This window comes from Variovorax sp. J31P207 (assembly GCF_030316965.1).
GTDB lineage: Bacteria > Pseudomonadota > Gammaproteobacteria > Burkholderiales > Burkholderiaceae_C > Variovorax > Variovorax ginsengisoli_B.
In genome coordinates, this window is the sequence record NZ_JASZYN010000001.1 from 430,685 (window position 1) to 445,578 (window position 14,894).

Here is a 14,894-nt window from a genome sequence, read left to right on the forward strand (position 1 = left end):
TGCAGCTCCTTCCTTACTTCGGGGTGATCTCGAGAATGGTCCGGCGCAACTCGATGCGGGCGATGCGCCATGCGCCATCCTCCTGCACCCAGGTCTCGTGGTAGTGGCCGTAGCCGTGATGACGGGCCGGACGCGCATCGACGCTGGCGTCCGCCTCCGGAAAGATCACGCAGTCTTCCATCGACCAGATGGCGCTGATCTCAGTGGCGGAAACCTGCGTCAGTTCATCGTTGTGCACCTGGTGGCTGGAGTGCGCGCCGACCAGGTAGCCCTGGCACGCCGCGACATACGCGTCGCGCGAATCGAACGAGACGATCAATTGGTCGGCGAGGTCATAGACCAGGATTTCCGGGGCCGCGACGAAGAGCGTGGAGAACGCCTCCCATTGCTTGGTATCGACGAAGCGGCAGTACCGCGCCTTCGCGACGCGAACCTGCTCGAACGGGGTCAGATTGGACATGGTTGATTCCTTCAGTTAGATGATTCATCTAGAATATGGGCTGACAATTGGATGAACAAGATTCAAACGTCTTCATTTATTGCCCGATCGTCTGCGACAATGGATACATGGACCCCCTGAGCTACATTCTTTCCGGCCTGCGCATCCGCACTGCCAACTTCACGCGCATGGAAGCCAGCGCGCCGTGGGGCATTCGTTCGCCCAGCGGACGCGGCGTCAACTTCGTACTCGTTGTGCGCGGCTCGGCCATCTTGTGGACGCCCGATAGCCGACAACCCATTGCGCTGCGCGGCGGTGACGTCTTCATCAAATTGGACGACACGCCGTACCGCCTGTACGACCACGAAGACTCGACCTTGATCGACTGCGTCGACGTGGAGAAGCTGCGCGTCGGCCACGAAATCGAGATCGGCGGAGGCGGGGCCGTGACCACTTTCGTCGCCGGCTCCTTTGAATTGGACCCGCTGGAAGCGCGTCCGTTATTGCAAACGCTGCCCGCTCTGCTACATCTGAAACTTGACCAGCAGCGAAGTCTTGCGTTCCAGTCCGTGTTGGAGATGCTGGCCGTGGAGACCGCGAGTCCCGGGTTGGGCTCAGAAGCGGTGGTCAGCCGCCTCTTCGAGCTGCTTTTCGTGCATGCGGTGCGCGCCTATGCGGCGCAGCCGGGCGGCCCGACTGTCGGCTGGTTGAGCGCCATGGGCGACCGCCATCTGGCAGAGGCCCTCAAAGCCATGCATGGCGCGCCGGCCGAGGACTGGACCGTGGAGTCCCTCGCGCGCGCGGCGGGCATGTCCCGCTCGAGCTTCGCGGCACGCTTCAAGGCGGTGGTTGGAAAGGCGCCGCTCGACTATCTGACCCAATGGCGCATGTACTGCGCGACCCGGCTTCTGCATCAGGGAAAACTGGCCTTGTCCGAGGTGTCGCGCCAGGTCGGCTACGAATCGGTGGCCGCCTTCAACCGGGTGTTCCGCCGCGAGACCGCGATGACGCCGGGTGCGTTCCGCAAAGCCGGCATGGAAGGCAACGCGCACATCCACCCTGCCTGACCAGGTCAGATTCGCTACGGCGCGAAATGTCCGCTATTGTTGAGGGTTGTCCGATACCTGCCCTTGCGACGCACTGCGCCAATCACGACAGCAACCTGAGGGCAGGTGTTGGACAAGCCCCAAGGGAGGAAACCGCGGAATGCACCACGGGAGCGCGAGAAGGCGACGAGGCTATGGGGATTCGGGCGGCGGCGATTGGGCTGGCGATGTCGACTGGCCCCAGGGGCCGGCCCATGACGTAGGGGGGACACCACCGATGGGCGCCGGTACGTCGAGTTGTGCGGTGACGTGACGCGCAGCAAGGACTTGCGTCGAGCGCAAAGGCAATACTGCCCTGCATCGACTCTGCAGGAATCGAGGCGGGACGGGACAGTGACGCAAGTTCGTACTCATGGTGCCTGAGCCTGTCGAGGCGGCGCGCGGATGGGTTGCCCGCGAGCGAAGGTCTGCAGGATGATCATCGGACTGCCGCAGTGCGGACAGAAGAAGCTCGATCGAGCGCATTCGGGCTCGGCGTCGCCACCCGATGTTTGTGCGCTGGTATCGACTGCTTGCAGCAACAGCTCGCGAATGCGTGCCAGGCTGGCTGTGCGAGCGCCGTTGGCCAACGGCCCGTAGTGGCGGATGCGATGGAAGCCGCCCGGCAGGACGTGCAGGAGGAAGCGACGCATGAATTCGTCGGCATCGAGCGTCATCGTCTTGCGGCGTGTTGCGCCCTTGGCGCGGTAGTCCTTCCAGCGGAAGGAGACGCCACGTTCGTCCATGGCCACCAGCCGGCTGTTGGAGATGGCAACCCGGTGGGTGTAGCGCGACAGATAGGCCAGCACCGCTTCGGGGCCGGCGAACGGGCGCTTGGCATAGACGACCCATTCGCACTTGCGCAGCGGGGCGAGCCATTCGGCGAAGGAATGCGCATCGGCAAGCGCGGCGAACTCGCCAAAGATCTGCAGCCGGCCGGCACAATGAACGCGCTCGAGTTCTTCGAGGAAGCGTCGCCGGAACAGCCGTGAGAGCACGCGCACGGACAGGAAGAAGCCGGGCCTGCAGGCGATCCATCGCTCGCCGTCCGGCGACAGGCCACCGCCCGGCACGATGCCATGCATGGGGATGGTGCGTCAATGCCGATCCCCACGTGTGCAGCACCAAGGTCGCACCGATCCTTGCGCCGAGGTGCTTCGGATCGGCCGCGATGGTCATCAGCGTCTCTGCGGCCACGTCGAACAGCAGCGCGTAGATCGCAGCCTTGTTGTAGTACGCGATAGCGCTGATGGGCGCCGGCAAGGTGAAGACGACGTGGTAATAGTCCACCGGCAGCAGGTCGGCTTGGCGTGCCTCAAGCGAGCGTTGCGCCGCGCTGGCCTGGCACTTTGGACAATGGCGATCGCGGCACGAGTTATAGGCGATCTGGTCGTGCCCGCAGGCTTCGCAACGCAACACGTGGCCTCCCAGCGCCGCGCTGCGGCACTGTTCGATGGCCGACATGACCTTGAGTTGGCCCAAACTCAGGTGACCCCGCTGCGCCTTGCGCCAGGCGGGACCGTGGGTGCGGAAGATGTCGGCGACCTCCAGGGCGCAGTGCGCCACGGAGATGACCTATGCAGGTTGCAAGTTCTCCAGCGGGCTGACCACTTCGTGCAGGATCTCAGTGGCCACGTGCGCGTAGATCGTTGTCGTGTCCAGCCTCTTGTGCCCGAGCAAGACCTGGATCAGACGAATGTCCACCTTCTGCTCCAGCAGGTGAGTGGCAAAGCAATGGCGAAGCGTGTGCATGGTGACGCGCTTGTCGATCCTGGCGGCCTCGGCGGCGTCGTGAACGGCACGATTGAGCTGGCGTGCGGTCAACGGGTCCACCGGGTTCATGCCAGGGAACAGCCAACCGCCCGGCAGCATCTTGCCCTTCGCATTGGCGAACCGCCACCAGGCGCGCAGCCGCTCCAGCAGCACCGGCGAGAGCATGGCGTAGCGGTCCTTGCCGCCCTTACCCTGCTCGACACGCAGGGTCATGCGCTGGCTGTCGATGTCGCTGATCTTCAGCGCGACGATCTCACCGACTCGGAGGCCGGTGCCATAGGCGATGGACAGTGCCGTCTGGTACTTCAGGTTGGAGGCCGCAGCGATCAGGCGTGCGACCTCCTCGCGGCTGAGCACCACCGGAAGCTTCTGGGGCACACGAACGGGGCTCATCCCGGCCATCAGTTCGCCACGCCTGAGCGTGACGTCGAAGAGGAACTTCAAGCCGGTGATGGTTGCATTGAGCGTGATCGGCGAGACGCCTTGATCGACCATGTGCAACTGGAAGCGCCGCAGATCCTCCGCGGTGGCTGTGTCGGGGGAGCGCTGCAAAAAGCCGGCGAGATGCCTTACCGCGCGAATGTAGGTGGATTGAGTCTTGGGTTCGAGCTTGCGCATGTGCATGTCGTCGAGCATGCGTTGGCGCAACGCAGAGACCGCTGGTGTCGCTGGGGTCATGATCGTGCTCCTGTCGAAGAACGAGGCCGATTGCCTCGCTCCACAACATAGACAGGGGCGCAACGTTTGACATCCACCGCAGCCTCAACGGCGGGCTACCGCGCGAGCGGTTTCGTCCATTGGCCGGAAGCGGCTGGCGGCGAATTGTTGCCCACCACTCGGTCAGTGCGCACGCGCTTCGATGTGACCGGGTCGCGCGACCCGCACCGCCCTACCCTGCCCGGTGTTTTCGCTCGCTTGCGACGCGAAGGAGTTCAAGCGCCCGTGACGGGCCGATTCCTCATCGAATCAACAACTTGCGCGCGCCGTCGTCAAAGTTAGGCCGTTAGTTTGATGGAATTCCGGTCTAACTTTGAACGAACTGACCGAATGAGTTCCTCCAAAGTTGTCTCGCCTGGTTACCCAGGAAAATCAACAACTTAGGAAGCCGCTTTTCAAATTTACACCCCCCGTTTTTTCAAATTTAAGCCGGCTCCTCCAGGCTTTGACTCCGTGCCCTTCAGTTGCTAGGATTTGGCGCATACACGAAATGAACGCCATGCCGCACTCTTTCAAGACCACCACCGTCACCCCGCAGATACGCATCTGCGGGTGCATGCGCGCGCGGCATGAGACGAATCGATCGCGAGTTTCGGAAACCTCGAACTCCCTCGCCTCCCCCATTCGTTCAATTCCAGGAGCCTGACTCCCCGGGCTCCTCCCCGGGAGCCCATCGTGTTCTCGATACAAGACGACCTACCGGCAGGCTTCCGTCTCTTTTCAATCGCTCGCGCCCATCCGGAGAAGGCGTTCGAGTTGCTGCTACCGTTGCCCCTCGCGCATGTACTGCAGGAGAAGCGGGAAGAGTGCGTCAGGATCGCGCAGGCCGCCCATGAGGCGAATGAGGACCTCAGGCGGGAGGAGTTGCGCACGCGGACGAACCCTCCGGCGCAAGCGCCTGCCGCACCTATGCCAAACCAGCTCGCGTTCGTGAAGTCCTTCGAGCGCGGCGTGGCACGTCGCCGGCGAGATCGGCGCCACCCAGTCCTTCGCGGCGAGGAACTATCGCGCGTCATCGGGCGCATCGCCACGCTGCGTGACAAAGACTGCCAAAAGCGCGAACTGGAGCTCACAAAGAAACTGGAGCTCGCTGGCGCTCTGCGCGAGGTCGCCAACCCGGCGTTCCGCCCGGAGAAGTGGGCGAAATCCCTCGAGTACCTTCGCGAGGCCCATCCACACTTTGTCGAAGTCACGGAGTTCGTGGCTCGCCGCGTGACGCTTTCGACGCACGGGCGCCAACCGCTGAAGATCCCACCGCTTCACCTATGGGGCGATCCTGGGCTCGGCAAGACTCACTACGCCAATGATCTGGCACTGGCCCTTGGAGCACCGATCCGTCGCCACTCTATGGAGAACGCTCAGACCACTTCACTGCTCCTCGGCACGGAACGGCATTGGAGCACTGCCACGCAAGGGCTCATCTTTCAACAGATCTGCCTCGGAACGGTAGCCAACCCGGTGTTCCTGATCGACGAACTCGACAAAGCGCCACGGGGATCCCAATACGACCCGTTGGCGCCCCTCCATTCACTCCTTGAGCCGATCACGGCAAGCAGGGTCCGGGATGCGTCGCTCGATATCGAGTTCGATGCAAGCTTGGCAACGTACATCGCGACGTCAAACGACCCGGCGAGAGTGCCTGACTCGCTGCGATCTCGATTTCGTGAATTTCATATCCTGCCGCCAACTGGTGCCCAGGCGCTGCAGGCTGCTCGGGTGGTTGCAATTGCTGCGATGCAGCAGCTTGAAATTCCTGGATTTACCTCCCCCGAGTCCGCGATCTGCAACAAGCTCGCTCACCTGACAGCTCGGGAGATCTATCAGACGGTACAGGATGCCGTAGCTCGAGCTGTCGAGGCCGGAAGACTCCGTCTCACACTGGACGACCTTCCCGCGGCCGTCTTGGACGAGTGCACGGTTCGAAGCGTCCTCCATTGATCTGGAAAAATCCGGAGCGCAAGACCCTGCGAGGCTCTCCAGCCGCCTCAACCCTCTTCGGTAACCTGATGGCCAATGCCGATAGGGAGTGTGTTGAGGCGATCTCGAGAGTTCGGAATTCGGCTTCGCGGCGTCAGCCGTCGTTCAACAAGCGCGCCTGGATCTCGGCAACCGGCCATGAGAAGCGGAAGTACATGAACGTCCGCTTTCCGGTAGTCCACCTTGATGTCATCCCGCGACTCGGCGGACGGCCTTGACCGTGCCGGAAGCCCCCGCGTTGTTCTTGCGAAAGTAGGCGACGCATCCGGCGGCCTGTGCATGTGCGGTGGCGCGAGCCTCCGGATCGTCGTGACTGGGACGACGTGCTGTCCAAGAAAAGCGCCTGGGACACGTTGATCTGGTTCGGTGCGCTGATCATGCCGGCGGAGCAACTGAACAAGCAAGGCGTGATCAAGTGGTTCTCGACGGCTATGAGCGAAGCCATCGTGGTCAGCGGCGTCGGCTGGGGCGGCACCGCCGCGATCGGCGGCCGGGATGTTCGGATTCAAGTGCTTTCGCTGCGCACGCGTGCTCATCGTCGGGACGGAGGCGTCCTCTGCCTCGGCGCTCGGTTCCGCTGCCCGCCTATTTCTTGAAGTGCCCTTTTTCGCACCAGAACTTGGTTTTGATATCAGGGTGGGCCTGGAACACGGCCCGTGCCGCTTCGCAGTTGTCGTGGTTGTATGCGTCGCCGTCCGCCGCGTCAAAGGTCGCGACATGGACGCGCTGGGTGGGGTCTACCGCGCTATCACGGTATAGCGTATATCGATCGTCCCGGCCAGTGCAACCGACAGCGGCAGCGCACAAGGCGATGCCGGTAACAGCGCCTGCGGCGACCTTGCGGCTGCGGGCAATGGTGCGCGGTTCGCGGATGCTCATGAGGGGGCGGCCTCCTGGCTGTCATCGGTTGTCGGAAAACGCATCTGCACGGAATCGTACTTGGCGTCGGGTGAGGCTGCCGCCGGCATCTCGGGCTCCCGGCGGGAACCCGATGCACCAGGCCGGGGTCTCTTAGACGTGTTCGCGAACGAAGAGACTGCAATGCAAAAATGGAGTTGCACGAAACGTACGCCAACCCCGTGACGCGCGCAAGCCCGCTGACTCGGGTGCCCTGGCTGCCTTCGATCGCCGCTCGATGGAGGGCGGATAAAAAGTTGGACCGGTTTTATGTCGCGAGTCCGAGACTTTTTCGATATTTGATGGGCCTGCGAGAGCCAAGGGAGATCTTGATCCGCTTCTCGCCGTACCAACGGATGTAGGAATCAACTACCTCGATCAATTGCTCAATGGTCGTGGCCTTCCAGTCCCGAGGGTGAAACATCTCCGTTTTCAGGCGTCCGAAGAATCCTTCGCATGCGGCGTTGTCCGGCGAGCACCCCTTGCGGGACATCGAGCTGATGAGCGTCGCTTCTCCGATAGGCACGTTCATCCCCGCGGTGCAGGTTCTCGATGGCGGCCTCTGAAAACTCCGAGCGCCAGCGCCCATCAGAGCCAGCAGGCGCGGGCCGCACTTTTGCGACTGGGCCAGTTTCGCGGCGGCTTTCGCTGGCTTGCTGGCTTCGGCTGCAGCTTTCTTTGCGGCCTCGGTCGCCAACTCGGCGGCCTTGACGCGCTCCGCTTCGTCTTTGAGGCACTGCTCCTCGCGCTGCTGGGCGGCGACGTGCTCCAGGCGCTTGCGCTCCACTGCGGCCTCGTCGTCCAGGCGCTGGCGCTCGATCGCGGCCAGCCGGTCGGCTTCCTCGCGCTGCGTTGCGGCGAGATCGTCATTGGCCTTCAGGATGGCGGCCAATTCGGCAGCGCGCTCGTCGCAGCGCTCAGCTTCCTCCCTAGTGTTGCGTTCGGCCTGGGTGATGCCTGCTCGGCGGCGGCCTCAAGGCGCGTGGCGCCGTCCTGAGGACTGTCGCTTCGACGCCGGATGTCCGTCATCGGGCGGAGAGATCCCCGGGGCCCGTCGGCGTCAAGGGGTCCGCGATCCGGTTCTCGTACGCATAGCGAACCAACTCGGCAGAATTCGAGACGTGCAGCTTTTCCTGGATACGCGTCTTGTGGGAACTCACCGTCTTCACTGACAGATGGAGTTCATCGCCGATCTCGGTGAGCCGCTGTCCGGCAGCGATGCGTTGCAGCACATCCAATTCGCGGTCTGTCAGCCGTGAGTGCAGCGGCGCATCGCCAGGCCCGTAGAGCTGTCGCACGACCTGTTCGGCCAGACTCTCGGTGACGTAGCATCCTCCCGCCGCCACCCGGCGCACGGCACCCACGAGTTCGATGGCGGCGATGTCCTTGGTGACATAGCCGTCGGCCCCGGCCTTGAAGGCGCGCAGTGCATATTGTTCCTCCGAGTGCATGCTCAGCACCAGGACCCGAACAGCGGGGAACTCGGTCTTGATGCGCCGCACCAATTCCAGGCCGTTCATTCCGGGCATCGACAGGTCGACGAGTGCAAGGTCAGTTTCGTGTGCCCGCAGGATTTCCAGCGCCTGGAAACCCGTGACCGCTTCGGCGAGCGTCCAGCCGCTGCCAGCCGAATCGAGGACACGCTTCAGCCCCTCCCGGACGATCGTGTGGTCGTCGACCAGAAGCAGTCGAAGTGCCGGGTCGGTGACGGTCAAGGCTGTCATGGGTCCCTCCTCGGCCGGCAGCAATACTGCCACCGTGCTCGTTGCCTCAGCCTCGGGACTTTGACCGCAAATGCGCATCTCCGCAAGTCAAGCAGGGCCCAGCCAGCGAACGCACGTCCCGGGCTTCGTTCGGATTATTCCGAATCGACCCGGAAATCTCCGCCGGTTGGAAGCGCATCGAGCCGATGTTCAGCAAAGACCGTTCGTCGCAGACTTCTTGCCGGCTGCCACCATCCCCTTGGGCGGCGAGCAAGGACGGGGACTATCAGGTGAACACAGTGCCTCTATCCGCCGGATCATCGCCCTTGACCCCGGGCGAGACGGGACGCATGCGCGGCCCCGGCGGTGGCGGCCGGACCGGCCTGGACGAAATGCTCGATCTCGTCGGCATCCCCGGCGTCGGCGGCAGCGCGGTCGCCTTCGTCCAGCCCACTCTTCGCCGCCTCCGCACTCGTGAGCCCCTCTTCCTCGAAGGCGGTCGGGCGAGCTCGCTCTGCGTCGTTCGCCGCGGGAGCTTCAAGGTCTTTCGCACCGACGAGGGTGGCTGCGAGCAGGTCTTCGCCTTCGCCACACGTGGCGATATGCTGGGTTGCGACGCATTGTGCGGCGACCACCACCTGATGGCGGCGGTCGCACTGGAGGATGCGAGCGTCCTGTCCCTTTCGCTTGCGGATTTCTTCGCCCTCGCACAAAGCGTGCCATCGTTCTATCGCGGTGCGATGCGCGCCGTGAGCAACGCGATGATCGACCTGACACGGCTTTCCGACATGATGGCGGCCGTCGCAGCCGAAATCCGGCTTGCAAGATTTTTGGTGCATCTGTCCCGGCGCTCCTCGGACCATGGCCTTCCGGCCGAATACCTCCACTTGCCGATGACACGCCGCGACATCGGGAGCTACCTCGGCGTGGCGCACGAGACCGTCAGCCGCTCGTTCAAGGCCTTGGCGGATGCGGCGTTCATCACCGTGGATAGACGCCGGGTCGAGATCCTCGACTTCGATGCACTGCGGCGCTACGGCCACGGCGCGCGCGCCCCCGCCAGTGCGCAGTGCCCCATGTCGGCCGCCGTATCGTGGCCCGACCAGAGGCTGGCGGTTGCGGCCTGAGAAATGCTGCGGGGCGCCGTCAGCTGCGGTCGGTCGACGCCTTGATGGATCGGGCGGACGACAGCGCCACGATACAGTCCCGCGCCTGCGAGAACTCGGTGCTCTTGTCGAAATAGGCGACGGCGCCGGCGTCCATATGGCGCTTCCGCATGGACGCCCAGCTAAACGCCGAGAGAACGACGACCTGGATGTCCGAATAGTTCTGCCGGACATGCCGCAGCACGTCGATCCCCTTGTCGAGCCCTCGCAACCTGGCGTCCAGCACGATGAGATCTGGTCGAGTCGAGGCGATTGCCGCCAGCGCGGAGGCCACATCCTCTGCGCAGCCCACGACCTCGACCCCTGGCGCCGTCGCCAGCAGTGCACCAAAGCTCTCCCGAATGGCCTCGGAATCGTCGACCAAGAGCACCTTCACAACCTGTACCTTGCGCATGTTTTCGTGGTCCTGCGGCGATGGTGCCCCCGATTGGGGATGAACGAGATGCGCAAAATCAATCTCACAGCAAAGAATTCGACGTTCTGCGGCATGCTGTGCGACTTGGCGCAATTTGCCGCAATTGCCCGGATGGCGAGATTCCATGCACGCGTGGCTTGACAGGCTTTCGATCCGCAGCCGAATCATCCTCATGATGGTGGCCGTCTTGCTTCCGGTCGCCGCGCTGCTGGCATGGGTGCTCCATGACGACGTCCGTCGTGCCCGCAACGGCGCCTATGACCAGGTCCGGAATCTCGCCGGTGGGGCGGCGGTGGAGCTGGGGCGCGTGCTGGGCCTATACGAGTCGGTGTTGGCGCAGGTGTCGGCCCGGCCGATGGTCCGGGCGCTCGACCCGGCGAACTGCGAGCTGCTGCTCTCCGAAAACCCGTCGCCCAGCTCGGATGCGCTCGGCTTTGGGGTGTGGGATGCGCGCGGGAAGTCCGTTTGCCAATACGCACCGGGCCTCGTTCCCCTTGCGAGGGGCTCGGATCGACTCGAAGAAGCCGTGGCTGCCTTGTCTTCGGGCGCGTTCGCCGCCAGCGGCGTCCGGGTCGACGACGGCCGGGGCCGCAACCTCGCCGCGCTGAGCTATCCGATTCGTGACGAGACGGGAAAGAACGTCGGTCTGCTGGTCATGACCATCGACTTGGCGTCCCTGAACCACCAACTGCGGACCGCGCCAAAGGGGCACGCGGTTGTCACGGTGACGGACCGCACGAGGGCGGTGCTGCTGCGGTCGACCGATCCCGGCGACTCTGTCGGCTCACGGCTTGCCCCCGAAGAGCCGGGCCCCTGGGGCATGTCCGATGGCCTGGCTTTAGCGAAGGGAAGCGATGGCGAGCCTTGGCTCGTGGCCTCCATGACGCTCCCCGGCGTCGAATGGCGTGTGGCTGCGGGTTTGCCCGAAGCCGAAGTCCTTGCCGACGTCCGGGCCGCCGTCCGGCGAACCATCGCTATCGGCCTGGGGCTGTGCCTGTTGGTGATGGTCCTTGCGTGGCGTCTGAGTGCGGCCATTTCGGGTCCTGTCGCACAGCTGCAGCAAGCTGCAGGCGAAGTCATCGCTGGCAAGAGGTTGACGGGTGCGCGACTCACCGGACCGCCGGAGATCCGGTCGGTCGCGCAGCAGTTCAACCGGATGCTCGATGCGAGTGCCTTGAGCGAAGCCAGACGCGAGGCTGTATTCGCTTCAGCGCTCGATGCAATCCTCACTGTCGACGAGGACCGGATCATCGTACAGGCCAATCCGGTGGCGGCGCGCATGTTCGGTTGCCCGCTAGACCAATTGATCGGCATGTCTCTGAAGCGCTTCCTCCCCGAGTTGCTCCGACGCGGCCGCCCCGAACAGGCCACCGTGTTCGTCGAGGCGCCGGTCGTACCGCCGGCGACGGCAGCGAAGCGCGATGTGACGGCGTTGCGGCTGGATGGCGTTGAGTTCCCATGCGAAGCTTGGGTCTCTCGAATTTCCATCGATGGCCCTGCGACGTACACGGCGATCCTGCGCGACATCTCGCAGCGCAAGAAGGCCGAGGAAGATCTTCGCGCGAGCGCGTTGAAACTTCAGGCGGCGCTCGCCAGCATGAGCGACGCCGTCTGCATCTGCGACGTCGATGGCCGGCTGGTCGAGATCAACGATGCCTTCGCCTCGTTTCACGGGTTCGAGAAGCGATCGGACTGCAGCCGGCGGCTCGCCGACTACCCTGAGCTCCTGGACCTCTTCGACCGCGCAGGGTGTCTCGAGGCGTTGGCGCAATGGCCGCTTTCGAGGGCCCTGCGCGGCGAGGCGGCAGCCAACGTCGAGTACCTGCTGCGGCGCCGCGACACTGGTGCCAAACGGATCGGAATCTACAGTTACGCGCCCGTCCTCACGGACGATGGCGCGATTGCGGGTGCGGTCATGACCGCGCGCGACGTCAGCGCCATGCGGGAGGTGCAGCTCGACCTGGAATCCTCGCATTTGGCGCTGCAAAGACTCATTGCATCGCGGGACCATGTGCAGGAAGAGGAGCGCAAGCGCATCGCACGCGAGCTGCACGACGATCTGCAACAAAGGTTGGCGGCCATTCGCATGGGATTGCGGCTGGTCACCGAACAATATTCCGCCGGTCAGCCCGAACTGTCGGGATTGCTGGCCGGCATCGATGGCCTTGCGGCGGAAGCGGTCGTGTCGACGCGGCGCATCGTGAACGACCTGCGACCGCCCATGCTCGAGGACCTGGGGCTGCTGCCTGCGCTGGAGGCCATGGCCAGCCAGTTCAGCCAGCAGTCCGGCATTGCGTGCGACATCGATGTCGCTGGCGGACGGACCGACGAGTTGCTGGAATCCCCTGCGGTCGCCATCTGCCTCTACCGCGTCGTCCAGGAGGCGCTGAACAACGTAGCCAAGCACTCCCGTGCCAGCGCGGTGCGCATCCAGCTGGGGAACGTGCCTGCGAATTCGATTTCCCTGCGTCTGCGGGACAACGGCCGGGGCATGGAATCCGTGAACCGGCGCAAGCCTGAATCGTTCGGCATCCTGGGCATGCGGGAACGCGTCCGGGCCCATGGCGGCGTCATGCATATCGATAGCATGCCCGGGGCTGGGACGGTGTTGGACGTGCTCCTTCCGCTGGCCGGCGCGCCGTCGAACGCATGCCTGTTCGAGTCGGACGGCGAGGCGGAGAGCCCGGATGATGCGGCAGAGGCCAGGCTTGACGATCAGGTGCTGCCGAGGCTCCTGGGCCGGGCGACGGACCAGACGCTGCAGGACGTGATCGACGCCATCTCTGGCAACGTGGCCGTTATCGACAAGCACGGCACGATCCGCTTCGTCAATCGCGAGTGGAGGCAGTTCGCGCACAACAACGGAGATCCCGACGCCTCGTCGGTCGGACCCGGTGCGAGCTATCTGGAGGTTTGCCGGCGCAGTTCCCTGGACGACCTGTCGGCGCTCAGGGTTCTCAGAGGCCTCGAAGCGGTGCTTGCGGAGACCCGGACGGCGTTCAGCTGCGAATATCCGTGTCATTCGGAGATCGAGAAGCGCTGGTTCCGCATGCATGCCACGCGGATGATCAGGGGCGACGTGATGGTCGCCCACTTCCTCGTTAGGGCCGAGCGACATGTGCTGACCCGCCGCGAAGACAGCGGCCCCAAAGTGACGCCGAGCTCGCCGGCCATCGTGAGGAGCCCAAAGGATCGTCACGGTCTGCCGTAGACGATGCCCCTGGCATCAGCGGCGATCGTGGTGCCCGCTTCGCCGGCGATGATGCGGCGCAGGTCGACCAGCTCACCAATGGCGGCCCGCTTGCCAGTCGCGCGCACAAAGCGGCAGGCCGCCTGGACCTTCGGTCCCATCGAGTTCGCCGCGAAGGGCAGGGCCGACAAGGCATCTGGCGCTGCGCTGCGGATCGCTCGTTGGCCGGGCTTGCCCCACTCGGCATACACCGCGTCCGTATCGGTCAGCATCACGTACAAGTCTGCTCCCAGTTCGCGGGCCAGCAACCCGGTGGCCAGGTCCTTGTCGATCACGCATTCGATGCCGGTCAGCTTTCTCTTTTGGCCTGCCACATGGGCGGCCGGGATGCCGCCGCCGCCCGCGGCGATCACGATGGTGTCGCGCTCGAGCAGCCACCGGATCGGCCGCGACTCGAAAATTCGTTTTGGCTCAGGGGACGCGACCACGCGGCGCCACTGGTCGCCGTCCCGCTTGAAGATCCAGCCCCTGGCCCGCGTGAGCCGGTCGGCGTCGTCCTTGGCATAGACGGGGCCGATGAAGTGGGTCGGGTTGGCGAAGGCCGGGTCATTCGGGTCGACCTCGATCATGGTCAGCAGCGTCGCGAGCGGCCTCTCAGAGGGCAGCAGGTTGCCGAGCTCCTGCTCGATCATGTAGCCGATCATGCCCTCGGTCTCTGCTCCGAAGACCTCAAGGGGGTCGCTCTCGACCTCGGCATAGGCCGAACCTTGCAGCGCCAGCAGGCCGACCTGGGGCCCATTGCCGTGGCCGACGACCAGGTCGTGCTGCCGCGCGATCGGTGCCAGCGACTGCGCGGCGATGCGCACGTTCTCACGCTGGTTCTCGACCGTCATGGGCTGCCCGCGCCGAAGAAGTGCATTGCCTCCGAGGGCGATGACGATCAGCACCCGCTGTCTCCCAGGTAGGCGCGGTCGAGCCGCAGCGAGGTGACCGCATCCATTGCCTGGTGCCAGCGCGTGATTCTCGTGCCTACCGCCGGATCGATGCGGTTGATCCGCCCGGTATCGAGCGCCGAACTGGGTGCCTCGGGGGAGAACGCCATTCCCAGGCCGTCCTTGTCGTAGGGCGCGATGCCCAACTCGGGGGTGCGCACGAAGACCAAGCAGCTTGGCCCCGGGTAGTTGATGGTGCTTGGGAACGCATCAACGTCAATGAAATTCGAGGAGGTCTGGGCGGCGCCGTACATACCCAGTTCCACCCAGGCATCAAGCCAGTGGACCTGCGTGCTGCCGTTGATACCGAAGGCGTCGAAGCTGAGGTCGGTCTTGATCTGCGCGTAGCTCGTGGGAATGAAGGAGTTGTCGTCGAGTCTGGAGTGGCGGATGCTGAGGACGGTCGCGCCGCCTGGGCCCGGGATCGTCCTCATGGCCCGCTCGGGCAGCCACTCAAGTGCCTTGTTGGACTGAGTGCGAGCAGCCCCGCACATGGCGAGCGTGGCGTCCGCGACGGCCACAAGCCTCTGCATCTTGGCT

General features: G+C 64.3%; 12 protein-coding genes and 3 pseudogenes. 6 read left to right on the plus strand and 9 right to left on the minus strand.

Annotation, left to right across the window (positions count from 1 at the left end):
- Positions 1-13 precede the first annotated feature (13 nt).
- Complete coding sequence (locus QTI68_RS02035; RefSeq protein ID WP_286519366.1) at positions 14-460, minus strand: nuclear transport factor 2 family protein; 447 nt, start codon at positions 458-460, stop codon at positions 14-16.
- Between the two features lie 107 nt (positions 461-567).
- Here QTI68_RS02035 and QTI68_RS02040 point away from each other — a divergent pair, with 107 nt between their 5' ends.
- Positions 568-1,506, plus strand: a complete 939-nt coding sequence (locus QTI68_RS02040) for an AraC family transcriptional regulator (RefSeq protein ID WP_286519367.1) — start codon at positions 568-570, stop codon at positions 1,504-1,506.
- A 389-nt stretch (positions 1,507-1,895) separates the two neighbouring features.
- Here the strand turns inward: QTI68_RS02040 and QTI68_RS02045 are convergent.
- Positions 1,896-3,090, minus strand: a pseudogene (locus tag QTI68_RS02045) (IS91 family transposase).
- A 9-nt stretch (positions 3,091-3,099) separates the two neighbouring features.
- Positions 3,100-3,975 carry a tyrosine-type recombinase/integrase gene (locus QTI68_RS02050; protein WP_286519368.1) on the minus strand — a complete coding sequence of 292 codons (876 nt, stop codon included), beginning with the start codon at positions 3,973-3,975 and terminating at the stop codon, positions 3,100-3,102.
- A gap of 714 nt (positions 3,976-4,689) precedes the next feature.
- Here QTI68_RS02050 and QTI68_RS02055 point away from each other — a divergent pair.
- Together QTI68_RS02055 and QTI68_RS02060 are read left to right on the plus strand one after the other, a co-directional pair.
- Positions 4,690-5,952 carry an AAA family ATPase gene (locus QTI68_RS02055; protein ID WP_286519369.1) on the plus strand — a complete coding sequence of 421 codons (1,263 nt, stop codon included), beginning with the start codon at positions 4,690-4,692 and terminating at the stop codon, positions 5,950-5,952.
- 350 nt (positions 5,953-6,302) lie between these two features.
- Positions 6,303-6,476 (plus strand): annotated as a pseudogene (locus tag QTI68_RS02060) (anion permease); the annotation flags it as partial.
- Positions 6,477-6,576: 100 nt separating this feature from the next.
- On the opposite strand, the gene QTI68_RS02065 reads toward QTI68_RS02060, so the two are convergent.
- The 3 genes and pseudogenes from QTI68_RS02065 to QTI68_RS02075 form a co-directional block, all read right to left on the minus strand.
- A complete protein-coding gene (locus QTI68_RS02065; RefSeq protein WP_286519370.1) occupies positions 6,577-6,870 on the minus strand; it encodes a hypothetical protein in 294 nt (97 codons plus the stop codon).
- 286 nt (positions 6,871-7,156) lie between these two features.
- Positions 7,157-7,408, minus strand: a pseudogene (locus tag QTI68_RS02070) (IS3 family transposase); the annotation flags it as partial.
- 505 nt (positions 7,409-7,913) lie between these two features.
- Positions 7,914-8,612, minus strand: coding sequence for a response regulator (locus tag QTI68_RS02075; protein WP_286519371.1), 699 nt, complete (start codon positions 8,610-8,612; stop codon positions 7,914-7,916).
- Positions 8,613-8,917: 305 nt separating this feature from the next.
- Here QTI68_RS02075 and QTI68_RS02080 point away from each other — a divergent pair, with 305 nt between their 5' ends.
- Positions 8,918-9,718, plus strand: a complete 801-nt coding sequence (locus tag QTI68_RS02080; RefSeq protein ID WP_286519372.1) for a Crp/Fnr family transcriptional regulator — start codon at positions 8,918-8,920, stop codon at positions 9,716-9,718.
- A 19-nt stretch (positions 9,719-9,737) separates the two neighbouring features.
- Here the strand turns inward: QTI68_RS02080 and QTI68_RS02085 are convergent, their stop codons facing one another.
- On the minus strand, positions 9,738-10,151 hold the full coding sequence (locus QTI68_RS02085) for a response regulator (protein ID WP_286519374.1): 414 nt from the start codon (positions 10,149-10,151) through the stop codon (positions 9,738-9,740).
- A 39-nt stretch (positions 10,152-10,190) separates the two neighbouring features.
- On the opposite strand from QTI68_RS02085, the gene QTI68_RS02090 reads away from it, so the two are divergent.
- Positions 10,191-10,313 carry a hypothetical protein gene (locus QTI68_RS02090; RefSeq protein ID WP_286519375.1) on the plus strand — a complete coding sequence of 41 codons (123 nt, stop codon included), beginning with the start codon at positions 10,191-10,193 and terminating at the stop codon, positions 10,311-10,313.
- A complete protein-coding gene (locus tag QTI68_RS02095; protein ID WP_286519376.1) occupies positions 10,297-13,383 on the plus strand; it encodes a PAS domain-containing protein in 3,087 nt (1,028 codons plus the stop codon). Before QTI68_RS02090 ends, QTI68_RS02095 begins: the two co-directional genes overlap by 17 nt.
- Here QTI68_RS02095 and arcC read toward each other — a convergent pair.
- The gene (gene arcC, locus QTI68_RS02100) at positions 13,368-14,309 is read right to left on the minus strand and encodes a carbamate kinase (protein ID WP_286519377.1); all 942 of its coding nucleotides are present in this window, start codon (positions 14,307-14,309) and stop codon (positions 13,368-13,370) included. The genes QTI68_RS02095 and arcC overlap by 16 nt on opposite strands.
- The gene (locus tag QTI68_RS02105; protein ID WP_286519378.1) at positions 14,303-14,887 is read right to left on the minus strand and encodes a hypothetical protein; all 585 of its coding nucleotides are present in this window, start codon (positions 14,885-14,887) and stop codon (positions 14,303-14,305) included. The genes arcC and QTI68_RS02105 overlap by 7 nt, the downstream gene beginning before the upstream one ends.
- Between the last annotated feature and the right edge of the window lie 7 nt (positions 14,888-14,894).

Bases quoted from the DNA above. Each gene is read 5' to 3' on its own strand.
- QTI68_RS02035 (WP_286519366.1), bottom strand. From the start codon at position 460: ATGTCCAATCTGACCCCGTTCGAGCAGGTTCGCGTCGCGAAGGCGCGG.
- QTI68_RS02040 (WP_286519367.1), top strand. From the start codon at position 568: ATGGACCCCCTGAGCTACATTCTTTCCGGCCTGCGCATCCGCACTGCC.
- QTI68_RS02050 (WP_286519368.1), bottom strand. From the start codon at position 3,975: ATGACCCCAGCGACACCAGCGGTCTCTGCGTTGCGCCAACGCATGCTC.
- QTI68_RS02065 (WP_286519370.1), bottom strand. From the start codon at position 6,870: ATGAGCATCCGCGAACCGCGCACCATTGCCCGCAGCCGCAAGGTCGCC.
- QTI68_RS02075 (WP_286519371.1), bottom strand. From the start codon at position 8,612: ATGACAGCCTTGACCGTCACCGACCCGGCACTTCGACTGCTTCTGGTC.
- QTI68_RS02085 (WP_286519374.1), bottom strand. From the start codon at position 10,151: ATGCGCAAGGTACAGGTTGTGAAGGTGCTCTTGGTCGACGATTCCGAG.
- QTI68_RS02090 (WP_286519375.1), top strand. From the start codon at position 10,191: ATGAACGAGATGCGCAAAATCAATCTCACAGCAAAGAATTCGACGTTC.
- QTI68_RS02095 (WP_286519376.1), top strand. From the start codon at position 10,297: ATGCACGCGTGGCTTGACAGGCTTTCGATCCGCAGCCGAATCATCCTC.
- QTI68_RS02105 (WP_286519378.1), bottom strand. From the start codon at position 14,887: ATGCAGAGGCTTGTGGCCGTCGCGGACGCCACGCTCGCCATGTGCGGG.